This window comes from Clostridium sp. HCP1S3_C6, assembly GCF_052066735.1.
Taxonomy (GTDB): domain Bacteria; phylum Bacillota; class Clostridia; order Clostridiales; family Clostridiaceae; genus Clostridium.
On the sequence record NZ_JBQHRN010000007.1, the window covers coordinates 1 to 13,979 of the forward strand.

Below are 13,979 nucleotides of genomic sequence, written 5' to 3' on the forward strand. Positions count from 1 at the left end.
AAAGAATTCATAGCAGAATTGGTTATATGACTCCACAAGCTTATGAAGATCTTATTACACAATCTGCTTAAAAAACTAAAAAAATGTGTCTACTATATTGACATAGGTCCAACAAGTAAGATTAATTTGCTTCAACATAAGATAACTTCATCAGCTAGAATATGTTTAAGTGAAAGCTTTTCTAGTAGAGTTTGGGCTAGTTTCAATGGTGTATTTCCATTTAGACTAGCCCTTGTTGTATTATTACATAGATTTATTTTAGTACATTTTCTTGGATGCAAACACGGCTTAGTTAATCTACTAATTTAGCTAGTGGATTTTTATTATATTTAATTATTGCAATTGCCACCGCAATTAAGATTTGCATTAGATTTGCAGTGGTGTCCCTCTTCATGATGTGAACATGTAACATTAGGATTATATAATAAGTTTCCATTTAAAAATGATTGAACATTTTCATCAGCATTTCCAGTAGCACCACCATAAAATTTTATGCCACAACTAGTTAATGCATTTTGGGCACCTCCACCAATGCCGCCACAAATAAGAATTTCTACATTTTGATTTTTTAGAAAAGAACCCAAAGCTCCATGACCTTTTCCATCAGTATTGATAATTTCTGTATTTGTAATTTTTCCCTTTTCAACATTATAAATTTTAAATTGTTCAGTATGACCAAAGTGTTGAAAAATTTGTCCATTTTCATAAGTAACTGCTATTTTCATATTATTACCTTCCTTTATATTTAATTTATCACTGCTATTACATATTTGAATACTGGAATTATTAAAAAAACATTTGTTAGAACAATGACTTTTACATATAGATACATTGCCTCCATATATTTTTAGTGGTAATCCTTCTATAATAAATCGTGATATTTTTTTTCTAGCATTATTGTATATACTTTGAATAGAAGCTCGTGAAACAGCCATTTGCTTTGCACACATTTCTTGAGTAAGACCATTATAATCAATTAAGCGCAGTACTTCATATTCATCTATAGATAGCACAAGTGATGTGTTACAAATCTTTGAATTAATAGCATTAAATTCAGTATACTGAGGCATTTTGCATATATTTTTTATTTTATCTGGTCTTGCCATAATGTAACCTCCATATAATAATAACAATTTATAATATAATATTATTTTAGTTATTGTCATATGTCAATAACTAAAATCTCAAAATTTATGAAAATAGTCTTATATTTTCATATAAAAATAAGTTATGGTATAATAAATGTTACTTAAACGTTTTGAACTTATGTGAGGTTGATTATATGGAAGATAATTTTCTAATACGAGAATTAAATTTTAAAGATATAAAAGCAGTATCAAATTTGGTGAAAAATGTATTTATTAAATTTGAATCTGAAAATTATAATAATTTTGAAGTAGAAAATTTTATTGATTTTATTAAAGAAGAAAATTTGTTGAAAAATTTAACTAATGGTACCATGAAATTTATAGGATGTTATCATGTAGAAAAGGTAATTGGTAGTTATTCTGAAAAAAAACTTGTAGGAATAATTGCAACTAAAAATGAAAATCATATAAGTCTTTTGTTTGTTCATGAAAATTTCCAAAAACAAGGCATAGCTACAAAACTTTTTAATGTTGTAAAAGAAAAATATAAAGGTAAATATGATTTTATATCAGTAAATTCTTCCCATTATGCAAGGGATGTATATCATAAATTGGGATTTTTTGATACAGATAAAGAGCAAATGAAAGATGGTATTATCTTTACTCCTATGAAATTTTATTATAAGCAAATTAAGGGAAAGATTAAAATTAGAAAAGCTAAAGTAGAGGATATAGATACCCTTGTCTCTTTGAGAATAAAGCAACTTAAGGATGAAGGAAATGATGAAAAAGATATTTCAGAAAATCTTAAAAAATTTTATTATAAAAATTTAAAGAATGAATCACTTATACTATATGTTGGGGAAGATGATAATAAAATAATTGCTACTGGAGGTATTTTAATATACAATCTGGTACCATATTTTGAAAATGAAACAGGTATTATTGCAAATGTAGTAAATATGTATACGGATATTTATTATAGAAGACAAAATATTGCATCAAAAATACTTATTAGTGCAATAAATGAAGGAAAAACTAAAGGCATAAAAGTATTTAGAGTAAGTGCTTCTAAATATGGAAAATTTCTTTATAAAAGCAATGGCTTTTTAAAAAAGGAAAATTCATATGAATTAATTATTAAATAATTAAAGTGAAACTGCTAGAGAAGTAATAAATTTATTATGTTGTAGCAGTTTTTTAATGCAATTTTAATAAATAATATATTAGTTTTTAATTTCCATTATGTAAAATGTAAAGTATAAAAATATGTAGTATAATTTTAATAGCTTAATAAATATTTGGAAAGTGATAATAATGGTTAATTTAAATAAAAAAGAAAAAAATAATAACAAGCAAGTTATTAAGTTGCAGCAAGCAGCTAATATTAGTTATGAAGAGGCAGAATATGTTTTAAAAAAAAAGGATGGAGATTTATTAGATGCCCTTTCTTTTTTAGAGGAAAAGGGAAGAATTAAAAATTCTAAAGTTTTATATTATAATACAAAAGATTATAATCCTAGTAGCAGCTCTAGTGAAATGCCTAATAGTAATAATTATAACTTTTCGCAAAAGATACCTAGTGGAATTAATGATGTTTTAGACAGGGGAAGTAGAAATTATTTTGAAATTAGAAGAAAAAATACAGAGCCAATAAAAGTTCCATTAATTGCATTTATTGCACTTACATTTACTGCTTTTGGATTTGTTGTGCCACTTATTATTATTGGTATGTTTTGCGATATTACATATGAGTTTACAGGCAAAGATATTAGTGAAAATGATAGTATAAATATATTTTTAAAAAAATGTAATGATACAATACAGAGGTGGCAAGGTAAAATAGGGGGCTAGAAAATAATGAGTAAAATATTAATAGTAGAAGATGAAATGAAAATTGCAAGGTTTATTGAATTAGAACTTATGCATGAAGGATATGATATAATAAAGGCTTTTGATGGTAGAGAAGGCTTAGATATTGCTGAAAAGGAAAATGTAGACTTGATTCTTTTAGATATTATGCTTCCTAAATTAAATGGGCTTGAAGTTTTAAGAAGAATAAGAAAAGAATCTGATGTGCCAGTTATTATGCTTACAGCAAGAGATGCAGTAATGGATAAGGTATCAGGTCTTGATGCAGGGGCTGATGACTATATAACAAAACCTTTTGCTATAGAAGAACTTTTAGCTAGAATAAGAAATGCATTAAGAAAGAAGAAAAAAACCTTAAATAATACAGATGGTTCAAAACTTCAAGTTGGTAAACTTACATTAGATAAAAAACGTCATGAGGTAGCTTATAATAGTATAATAGTAGAACTTACAAATAGAGAATTTAATCTTTTACAAATACTTATGGAAAATAAAAATATAGTTTTAAACCGTGATTTTTTAATGGAAAATGTTTGTGGTTATGATTATGTTGGAGAAACTAATGTAATAGATGTATATATAAGGTTTTTGAGAACAAAAATTGATGATGCCTTTAATGTGAAAATTATTTCTACTGTTAGGGGAGTTGGATATGTAATTAAAGATCAAGAGGAAAAGGGATAAATGACCAAAAAAAATATTAACAAAAACAAAAAGAAGGTATCATCTATTGCAGTAAAGATAAATTCACATTTTACATTAAGTATTTTAAAAAAGTATATTATTATTGATATAATGATTTTTTTTGTATTAATTTTTATGTGGTGTTATAAAACTGAGGCAAATGAATTTAATGGCTTTTTTACAGGAAAGAGAATGTTTTATCCAAGTAGTGACTTTAAGAACTTTACATATAGTGTTTATCTTGACAATGGTAAGGAATTGCATAAGGATGCAACAGAGCTTGTCCTTGATATTAGAAATATAATAATTGCTTTATCTATTGTACAACTAATAAGCTTAATAAAAAGTCATATTACTGGAAATAAATATATAAAAGGAAAACTTAAACCTTTAGATGAAATAGCAGAAACTACGGATAAATTAAGTAGTATGGCCTTTGATGAAAGTAAAATGCAATCTCTTGAAGATGCAATAGAAAACATTAGTGTAGTTAGTAATGAAGATAAGATACATATAAAAGATAGTGAACTTAAGGGTATTGAAAATTCCATTAATAATTTATTAGAGAGAATGAGAGATTCTTATCGTCAGCAAGCTAGATTTGTATCAGATGCTTCCCATGAACTTAGAACTCCCATAGCTGTAATTCAGGGATATGCTAATATGCTTGATAGATGGGGAAAAGAAGATGAAAAAGTACTTGAAGAGTCTATTGAAGCAATAAAAAGTGAATCCCTTCATATGAAAAATTTAATTGAACAATTATTATTTTTAGCAAGAGGAATAAATGGTAAAACAAAACTTAATTTATCACAATTTTCTTTAACTAAAATGATAAATGAAGTATATGAGGAATCTATTATGATAGATGAAAATCATATATATAGATATTCTAAAAAAGATGATATATATATAACTGGTGATGAAGAGTTGTTAAAGCAAACTGCAAGAATATTAGTTGAAAATGCTGCAAAATATACTCAAAAGGGAGAAATTATATTATTAAAAGTATTCATTAATAAAAAAAACGAACCAGCATTTTCTGTATCAGATAATGGTATAGGTATAGGAGTTAATGATGTTTCACATATTTTTGAAAGATTTTTTAGGGCAGATAGTGCAAGAGATAGAAAAACTGGTGGTACTGGTCTTGGACTTTCAATTGCTAAGTGGATTATTGATAATCATAAGGGATATTTTGAAGTTCTTTCACGAGAAGATATTGGAACTAAGATAATTGTAAATTTGCCATATATTAATATAAAAAAATAAATATTTGACAAAATTCATATAAAAATTTAATATTTTATTATAAAGATAAAAACACAGTCTGGTTGGTAGTCCAGACGCAAATTTTTTGTAAGTAACCTGCCTCCTTGGTTGTCCTTTCTTTATTTATATTTTAAGGGGGATAGTTATGGATGAATTAAATTATATTGAACTTAATGTGCTTTTTAATGATCCTTTTTGGATTGGTATATTAGAAAAAAGAGAGGGTGATAATTATTGTGCTTGTAAAATCACCTTTGGAGCTGAACCTAAGGATTATGAAGTGTTTGATTTCTTGCTTAAGAATTATTATAAGTTCAAATTTAGTCCAAAACTAAAGGAAAAAGCTAGTGCTCTAAGAACTATTAATCCCAAAAGACAGCAAAGAGAAATTAAAAAAGCTCTTAAGAAAAATGGAGAAGTAGGAACAAAAGCTCAAAGGGCATTAAGCCTTATGCATGAGGAAAATAAACTTCAAAGAAAGATTAAATCAAAAGCTAAACGTGAAGAAGAAAAAGAAAAAAAATTTAATCTTAAACAGGAAAAGCGAAAACAAAAACACAAGGGAAGATAATCATGCATAAAAATAACGCCTTAAGGTGTTATTAGATTGTTTTCAAAAGGGTTTAAATGTAGTTACATTTAGCCCTTTTGTTATTTGTTTGTATAAGATTCCTTTCATATGTGAATAATAAAAAAGTATATTTTAAATATTAAAAATATGAAAGGAGTAAAATACAGTGTTATAGTAATCATTGTATGGTTAAATTATGGATTATAAGCTTTGGATGATTTTACTTGATATAAGTAATAATTATAAAATAAAATTAATTAATAAATATAAAAGTGAAAAAGATATATATGATAATTTTGAGTATATTATAAGGGAAAATAATATACTTTTAAAAAAGTTTAAGGCATATGATAATTATAACTTAACTAAAGAAATTGATTTATTAACAGAAAAGTTAAAAAAAAATAATATTAAATTCATAGTAACTACTGATAAAGAATATCCAGAAGAACTAAAATATTATGATGATCGCCCCTATGTGCTATTTTACAAAGGAAATATTAATTTGCTAAAGGGATTAAAAGTAGCCTTTGTAGGAGCACGAAAATGTACAAATTATGGAATTCAAGCTGCTAAAATATTGACAAATGAATTGATTAGCTATAATATCACAATAATAAGTGGTGGTGCAAGGGGTATTGACAGCATAGCTCATAAAACTGCAATTTCTGGTAATGGGAATACTATAGCTGTACTTGGATGTGGCATTGATATATGTTATCCTAGAGAAAATAATTTATTATTTAGTGAGATAGAGAAAAAAGGTCTTATAATCTCAGAATTTTTACCTGGGACTCCACCTATGGCTTACAATTTTCCAAGAAGAAATAGGATTATTAGTGGATTAAGTAAGCTTACAATTGTAATTGAAGCTTCTAAAAAAAGTGGTTCATTAATTACAGCAAGGTTAGCTATTGAACAGGGAAAGGATGTTATGGTTGTTCCTGGTTCTATATTTTCAAATGAAAGTATAGGATGTAATACCCTTATATCAGAGGGCGCGTTAGTGTTTGCAGAAATGGCAGATTTATATACTGCACTTAAATTAGATATAAATAGAAAAAATAACAAATGTGATTCTCCAATTAAGGAAAAAATATTAAGTGTAATTGAAGAAGAACCTAAACATATTGATTACATTGAGAGTCATTGTAAATTTGACAGAGAAGTTTTAATTAATGTATTATTTGAAATGCAAATGAAAAAACAGATAATTTGCCTGCCAGGTAATTATTATGCAAAAATAATATAAATTTAAGGGGGTGCATACTCCAATAGGAGTAGTAGTATGGGTCAAAAATTAGTAATAGTGGAATCACCAGCAAAAGCAAAAACAATTGAAAAATATTTAGGAAAAAATTATGTGGTAGAAGCTTCAATGGGGCATGTTAGGGATTTGCCTAAGAGTAAGCTTGGTGTAGATATAGAAAATAACTATACTCCTAAATACATAACAATTAGAGGCAAAGGTGAATTAATAAGTAAATTAAAAAAATTAGCTAAAAAATCTGATAAAATATATCTTGCTACCGACCCTGACCGTGAAGGAGAAGCTATATCATGGCATTTGGCTAATATTTTAAAAATAGATGAAAAAGAAAACTGTAGAATTGTGTTTAATGAAATAACAAAAACTGCTGTTAAAAGTTCATTAAAAGAAGCAAGGACAATTAACCAAAATCTTGTTGATGCACAGCAGGCAAGAAGAGTATTAGATAGGCTTGTAGGTTATGAAATTAGTCCTATATTATGGAGGAATGTTAAATGGGGATTAAGTGCAGGTAGAGTTCAATCTGTAGCCTTAAGACTTATATGTGATAGGGAAAATGAAATTAAAGAATTTATACCTAAGGAATATTGGTCTGTAGAAACTACATTAAAAAAAGATAGAAAAAAATTTAATGTAAGACTTATAAATAAAAATGGTTCAAAACTAGAAATAAATAATGAAGATGAAGCAAATGAAATAATAAATGATTTATCTAAAAATGATTTTTTTGTGGATAAAATCGTAAATGGAAAAAAACAAAAAAATCCATTACCACCCTTTACAACAAGTACTCTTCAACAAGAAGCTGGGAAAAAGCTTAATTTCATGACAAAGAGAACTATGTCAATTGCACAAATACTTTATGAAGGTGTTAAAGTTAAGGGTTATGGAACTATTGGTCTTATTACATATATGAGAACAGATTCAGTAAGAATATCAAAAGAAGCTCAAGAAAAGGCAGTAACTTTTATAAAGGATTCTTATGGAAATGAATATATACCTGAATCACCTAGAGCATTTAAATCAAAAAAGAATATACAAGATGCTCATGAAGCAATAAGACCTACATACGTAGAAATAACTCCAGAAGTAGCTAAAGAAAATTTGACTCCAGAGCAGTATAAATTATATTCACTAATTTGGAAAAGATTTGTGGCTAGTCAAATGTCAAGTTGCATATTAAAAACAAGTTCTATTGATATTGTTAATGGAGAGTATAAATTTAAAGCTACAGGTTCAAGTGTAGACTTTGATGGATTTATGAAAATATATGAATATATATCAGAAGAAGAGGCTAAATCTGTAAACTTACCAGAACTTTCAGAAAAGGAAAAATTAAGCAAGGACAAAATTGAGGGAAAACAACATTTTACTCAACCACCAGCAAGATTTAGTGAAGCTTCTTTTGTAAAACTGATGGAGGAAAAAGGTATAGGAAGACCTAGTACCTATGTTCCAACTATTTCAACTTTAGTAAGTAGAAATTATGTAACAAGAGAAAAAAGAGTACTTATACCAACTGACCTTGGATTTATTGTAAATAATATAATGAGTGATTACTTTAAACAAATTGTAGATGTAGATTTTACTGCTGAAATGGAAAAAAATCTAGATAACATTGAAGATGGAAAAGAGCAATGGAAAAAAGTTGTAGCAGAATTTTTTGAACCACTTAAAGTTTGTATTGATAAAGCAGAAAAAGAAGTTTCTAAAGTGGTAATAGAAGATGAAGTTACAGATATACCATGTGAAAAATGTGGTAGGATGATGGTTATAAAAAGAGGACGTTATGGTAAATTCTTGGCATGCCCTGGATATCCAGAGTGTAAAAATGCTAAACCTATTGTAGAGGAAATAGATGTACCATGTCCTAAATGTGGTAAGAAAATTGTTGTTAAAAGAAGTAAAAAAGGCAAGAAATTTTATGGCTGTTCTGGATATCCAGAATGTGATTTTGTAAGTTGGAACGAGCCTGTAAAAGAAAAATGTCCAGAATGTAATTGTTATATGGTTAAGAAATTCTCCAAGAAAGATGGAGCATATATTCAGTGTTCTAACAAGGAATGTAATTTCAAAAAAATATTACCAAAGGATGAAAATAAAAAAGAAGAGATATAATACATGTTTTTTAAATTTATTTTTATAAAAGATTCATAAAATACTTGATTAATTGTAAAAATATGGTAATATATAAATAGAAAGTTTAAATTATTAATACAATTCCTTTGTAAGTTAGAATTTAATAAATTGTATAAGCATTATGCAATTATTGTAATATGTTACAAGGTATAAGTAATGGAGGGGTAACAAATGGCATCATTATTAAACAAGACTAGAAGGCTTAATAAGATTTTACAAAAGAAAGGAACAGAACCAGTAGAGTTTAATGAAATTTGCAGCTTATTAAGTGAGGTTTTAGATTGTAATGTTTATATAGCCAGCAGAAAAGGAAAAATTTTAGGACACACATTTTTAGAAGATTTTGATTGTAGTATTATGAAAGGAAAAATATTAGAAGATAAAATGTTTCCGGCTGTCTATAATGAAAAACTATTAGACATAATAGATACTATATCAAATATAAAAAGTAAAGGATTATGTGTTTTAGAAAGTGAACACAAATGTCAGGAGGAAGATAAGATAACAACAATAGTGCCTATCATTGGTAATAGAGAAAGACTTGGTACTTTAATACTTGCAAGGTTTGGAAAGAATTTTTCAGAAGAAGATTTAGTATTAGTTGAATATAGTGCTACAATAGTTGGCATGGAAATTCTTAGAGCAAAACAAAACGAATTGGAAGAAGAAACTAGAAAAAAAGCAGTTGTTCAACTTGCCATTGGTACATTATCTTATTCAGAACTTGAAGCTGTGGAACACATCTTCAATGAAATACATGGAGATGAAGGGCTTTTAGTTGCATCAAAAATAGCTGAGGAAGTTGGAATAACAAGAAGTGTTATTGTAAATGCTCTTAGAAAATTTGAAAGTGCTGGGGTAATTGAATCACGATCTTTAGGTATGAAAGGTACACACATAAAAATATTAAATGACAAGCTTATGGATGAACTTAAAAAGATAAAATAGTTAAAAAAGGCTGCTTTTTTAAAGTGGCCTTTATTATTAGCTAAAATATATAAATTTCAAAAAAATCTTGCCTCATAGTAAAGCTTATGATATACTAACTTAGGAAATTAAATACACACATTATCTTAGAGCATGCGCTAGGTGCCATAAGGTTGTAGCATGAGATAAGGATAATGGAGGTAAAAACCAGGAGGGAAAACAATGTCAGTTATATCAATGAAACAATTATTAGAAGCAGGTGTACATTTCGGTCACCAAACTAGAAGATGGAACCCTAAAATGGCTCCATACATCTTTACAGAAAGAAACGGAATCTACATAATAGATTTACAAAAAACTGTAAAGAAAGCTGAAGAAGCTTATGAATTTATAAAACAAGTAGCAATGGATGGTAAAGATATATTATTTGTTGGTACTAAGAAGCAAGCTCAAGAAGCTATTGAAGAAGAAGCAATAAGATCTAATATGCATTATGTAAATAACAGATGGTTAGGTGGAATGCTTACTAACTTCACAACTATAAAGCAAAGAATTAAAAAGATGGAAGAATTAAACAAGATGCAAGAAGATGGAACATTTGATGTTCTTCCTAAAAAAGAAGTTATTAAATTAAAAATGGAATTAGAAAAATTAGAAAAGAATCTTGGTGGAATAAAGAACTTAGATGCTGATAATATTGGAGCAATGTTCGTTGTAGATCCAAGAAAAGAAAAGAATGCTATATTAGAAGCTAAAATATTAGGAATTCCAGTAGTAGCTATTGTAGATACTAATTGCGATCCTGAAGAAGTAGATTATGTTATTCCAGGAAATGATGATGCTATAAGAGCCGTTAAGTTAATAACAGCTAAAATGGCAGATGGAATCATTGAAGGAAGACAAGGTGAACAAGTAGCTGCTGAATAATATAATTAAATTTGCAGCTTTGCTGCCTAGTTAAATTTTAATAATAAAAGGCAGATGAATTAAATTCATTTGCCTTTTTCACAAAGAAATATTTAAGAATAATGATTTTTAGGAGGATGAATTATGATAACTGCAAAGTCAGTAAAAGAATTAAGAGATAGAACTGGTGCAGGTATGATGGCTTGTAAAAAGGCATTAACTGAAACTAATGGAGACGTAGAAAAAGCTATAGAAATATTAAGAGAAAAGGGATTAGCTGCTGCTGCTAAAAAGGCAGGAAGAGTTGCTGCTGAAGGAATAGTAAAAACTTATCAAACAGAAGACTGCAAGAAAGCTGTTGTAGTAGAAGTTAACTGTGAAACAGATTTCGTTGCTGAAAATGATCAATTTAAGTCATTTGTTGATAAACTTGCTGCTTTCATAGCTGAATCTAAAGCTACTACAGTAGAAGAATTAGAAGCTGAAACTTTTGAAAATGGAAAAACAGTTAAAGAAGCTCTTACTGATTTAATTGCTGCTCTTGGTGAAAACATGACAGTAAGAAGATTTAAGAAATTTGAAGTACAAAATGGTGTGGTTCAAACTTACATGCATGGTGCAGGAAGAATAGGTGTTGCTGTTGAATTAGCTTGTGATTCTGATTCTGATGTTGTTAAGGCTGTTGCTAAAGAATTATGTATGCAAGTAGCTGCTGCAAATCCTTTATTCTTAGATAAGAATTCAGTAGATCAAACTGCTATTGAAAAAGAAAGAGAGATATATAGAGCTCAAGCATTAAATGAAGGAAAACCTGAAAAAATCGTTGAAAAAATGGTTGAAGGTAGAATTAATAAATACTATAAAGAAGTTTGCCTTGTAGATCAATTATGGGTTAAGGACGGGGATAAGACAATATCAAAACTTCTTGATGAAAAGTCAAAAGAGGTTGGATCTCCAATTTCAGTTGCTAGTTTTGTAAGATTTGAAAGAGGCGAAGGAATCGAAAAGGTTGAAGAAAACTTTGCTGAAGAAGTTGCTAAGCAAATGGGCAAATAAAAAATAATTAAGAGAACACCTTGTGTTCTCTTTTTTTGAAAATTTCTAAGATTAAAACATGGAGGCAATATTAATATGGCAAATAAATATAATAGAGTAATGTTAAAGCTTTCAGGTGAAGCACTTGCTGGAGAAAATGGATTTGGATTAGATTTTAACGTATGTACAAGAATAGCTTTAGAAATTAAAGAATTAGTAGATATGGGAATTGAAGTTGGAGCTGTTGTAGGTGGCGGTAACATATGGAGAGGCAGAAGTGGAGAAGGAATGGATAGAACTACTGCTGATTACATGGGCATGCTTGCTACATGTATAAATGCTTTAGCTCTTCAAGATTCATTAGAACAAGTTGGAGTTATGACAAGGGTTCAAACTGCAATAGAGATGAAGGAAGTAGCAGAACCATTTATAAGAAGAAGAGCAATGAGACATTTAGAAAAGGGTAGAGTAGTTATTTTTGCAGCAGGCACAGGTAACCCTTATTTCTCTACTGATACTACAGCTGCTTTAAGAGCTGCTGAAATAGAAGCAGATGTAATATTACTTGCAAAGAAAGTTGATGGTGTATATGATAAAGATCCTCATAAATTTGCAGATGCTAAAAAATACGATTCATTATCATATATTGAAGTATTAGATAAAGGTCTTCAAGTTATGGATTCAACTGCAACATCTTTATGTATGGACAATAATATTCCTATATTAGTATTTGGGTTAGATGATCCAAATAATATAAAAAGAGCTATTTCAGGAGAAAAAATAGGTACATTAGTATATAAGAAATAGGAGAGGATAATATGATTAAAGATATTAAAAAAGTTTCTGAAGAAAAAATGGGTAAAACTATTTCTAAATTAGAATCAGATTTATCTACAATGAAGGCTGGTAGGGCTAATCCAAGTATGCTTGATAGAGTGCAAGTTGATTATTATGGAAGTCCATGCCCAATTAGTCAAGTTGCCAATGTATCTGCACCAGAACCAAGAGTTTTAATGATTACTCCTTGGGAAAAAACAATTTTAAAAGATATAGAAAAAGCAATATTAAAATCTGATTTAGGATTAAATCCTTCAAATGATGGTAATGTTATTAGACTTATAGTTCCTGAATTAACTGAAGAAACAAGAAAAGATTTAGTTAAAAAGGTAAAAAAAGTTGGAGAAGAAGCTAAGGTTGCTATTAGATCAATAAGAAGAGATGCTAATGAAAAAATTAAAGCTTTAAAGAAAGAAGGAGATCTTTCTGAAGACGAAATAAAGAAAGGCGAAGATGACATTCAAAAAATAACAGATACTCATATTAAGAAGATTGATACTGTTGTGGCAGCTAAAGAAAATGAAATTATGTCTATATAGTTAAATTTGTTTTGTTAGAGATTTATCAGTTTCTTTGGTAAATCTCTGCTTTTTATAGGAGGTAAAGATGTTTAAAACATGTATGAAAAAAATTTCAAATGGTAAGGATGAAAAGGGAGTATCTTTTGAAATTGATATGGATAGAATTCCAACACATATAGGAATTATACTAGATGGGAATGGAAGATGGGCTAAGAAAAAAGGACTTCCAAGAAGTTTTGGACATAAAGCAGGTGTAGAAGTAGTAAGAAAAATACTTATTGAATCAAAAAAACTTGGAGTTAAATATTTAACTCTTTATGCTTTTTCAACAGAAAATTGGAAGAGGCCTAAGGAAGAAGTAGGAGCATTAATGAAACTTTTGGTTCAATATTTAAAACAAGAAGTTAACGAACTTGATAAAAATGACGTATGTTTAAAGTTTATAGGAAAAATTGATGAATTACCTAAAGAATGTGTTGACGGAATATATGCTGCTATGAAACAAACAGAAAATAATACAGGAATATATATGAATATAGCTGTTAATTATGGTGGCCGAGATGAAATTACAAAAGCTTGTAGAGAAATTGCTTTAGATTTAAAAGAAGGAAAAATACAAGCTTCAGATATTTCTGAAAAGCTAATATCAGATCATTTATATACTGCAGGTATGCCAGATCCTGATATGATTTTAAGACCATCTGGAGAACAAAGATTAAGTAACTTTTTACTTTGGCAAGCAGCTTATTCAGAATTTTGGGTGACTAATATATGCTGGCCTGATTTTTCAGAAGATGATCTTAGAACTGCAATTTATGATTATCAAAATAGAGATAGAAGATTTGGGGGAATTTAAT

Annotated in this window: 14 protein-coding genes; 13 read left to right on the forward strand and 1 reads right to left on the reverse strand. The window is 28.4% G+C overall.

Annotated features, from left to right (window positions below; genetic code table 11):
• Positions 1–329: 329 nt before the first annotated feature.
• Positions 330–1,106 carry a NifB/NifX family molybdenum-iron cluster-binding protein gene (locus tag ACTNAO_RS03740; protein ID WP_441029232.1) on the reverse strand — a complete coding sequence of 259 codons (777 nt, stop codon included), beginning with the start codon at positions 1,104–1,106 and terminating at the stop codon, positions 330–332.
• Between the two features lie 176 nt (positions 1,107–1,282).
• Here ACTNAO_RS03740 and ACTNAO_RS03745 point away from each other — a divergent pair, with 176 nt between their 5' ends.
• The 13 genes from ACTNAO_RS03745 to ACTNAO_RS03805 all read left to right on the forward strand — a co-directional run bounded on the left by ACTNAO_RS03745 (position 1,283) and on the right by ACTNAO_RS03805 (position 13,978).
• Positions 1,283–2,236, forward strand: coding sequence for a GNAT family N-acetyltransferase (locus ACTNAO_RS03745; protein WP_441029234.1), 954 nt, complete (start codon positions 1,283–1,285; stop codon positions 2,234–2,236).
• Between the two features lie 169 nt (positions 2,237–2,405).
• The gene (locus ACTNAO_RS03750) at positions 2,406–2,942 is read left to right on the forward strand and encodes a hypothetical protein (RefSeq protein ID WP_441029236.1); all 537 of its coding nucleotides are present in this window, start codon (positions 2,406–2,408) and stop codon (positions 2,940–2,942) included.
• A gap of 6 nt (positions 2,943–2,948) precedes the next feature.
• Positions 2,949–3,644 (forward strand): response regulator transcription factor, encoded by a 696-nt coding sequence (locus ACTNAO_RS03755; RefSeq protein WP_441029238.1) that lies wholly within the window; start codon positions 2,949–2,951, stop codon positions 3,642–3,644.
• Complete coding sequence (locus ACTNAO_RS03760) at positions 3,645–4,916, forward strand: sensor histidine kinase (RefSeq protein ID WP_441029240.1); 1,272 nt, start codon at positions 3,645–3,647, stop codon at positions 4,914–4,916.
• Positions 4,917–5,061: 145 nt separating this feature from the next.
• A complete protein-coding gene (locus ACTNAO_RS03765) occupies positions 5,062–5,487 on the forward strand; it encodes a YjdF family protein (RefSeq protein WP_441029242.1) in 426 nt (141 codons plus the stop codon).
• Between the two features lie 196 nt (positions 5,488–5,683).
• A complete protein-coding gene (gene dprA / locus ACTNAO_RS03770; protein ID WP_441029244.1) occupies positions 5,684–6,739 on the forward strand; it encodes a DNA-processing protein DprA in 1,056 nt (351 codons plus the stop codon).
• 36 nt (positions 6,740–6,775) lie between these two features.
• Positions 6,776–8,875 (forward strand): type I DNA topoisomerase, encoded by a 2,100-nt coding sequence (gene topA / locus ACTNAO_RS03775; protein ID WP_441029246.1) that lies wholly within the window; start codon positions 6,776–6,778, stop codon positions 8,873–8,875.
• A gap of 192 nt (positions 8,876–9,067) precedes the next feature.
• Positions 9,068–9,844 carry a GTP-sensing pleiotropic transcriptional regulator CodY gene (codY, locus tag ACTNAO_RS03780; RefSeq protein WP_441029248.1) on the forward strand — a complete coding sequence of 259 codons (777 nt, stop codon included), beginning with the start codon at positions 9,068–9,070 and terminating at the stop codon, positions 9,842–9,844.
• A gap of 201 nt (positions 9,845–10,045) precedes the next feature.
• Positions 10,046–10,750: a 30S ribosomal protein S2 gene (rpsB, locus tag ACTNAO_RS03785; RefSeq protein ID WP_441029250.1), complete on the forward strand. Its 705-nt coding sequence runs from the start codon at positions 10,046–10,048 to the stop codon at positions 10,748–10,750.
• A 123-nt stretch (positions 10,751–10,873) separates the two neighbouring features.
• Positions 10,874–11,785, forward strand: a complete 912-nt coding sequence (gene tsf, locus ACTNAO_RS03790; protein ID WP_441029252.1) for a translation elongation factor Ts — start codon at positions 10,874–10,876, stop codon at positions 11,783–11,785.
• Positions 11,786–11,860: 75 nt separating this feature from the next.
• Complete coding sequence (pyrH, locus tag ACTNAO_RS03795; RefSeq protein ID WP_441029254.1) at positions 11,861–12,571, forward strand: UMP kinase; 711 nt, start codon at positions 11,861–11,863, stop codon at positions 12,569–12,571.
• A gap of 11 nt (positions 12,572–12,582) precedes the next feature.
• Positions 12,583–13,140, forward strand: coding sequence for a ribosome recycling factor (gene frr, locus ACTNAO_RS03800; RefSeq protein ID WP_441029256.1), 558 nt, complete (start codon positions 12,583–12,585; stop codon positions 13,138–13,140).
• Between the two features lie 82 nt (positions 13,141–13,222).
• Positions 13,223–13,978: an isoprenyl transferase gene (locus ACTNAO_RS03805; RefSeq protein ID WP_441029260.1), complete on the forward strand. Its 756-nt coding sequence runs from the start codon at positions 13,223–13,225 to the stop codon at positions 13,976–13,978.
• The last annotated feature ends 1 nt before the right edge of the window (position 13,979 follow it).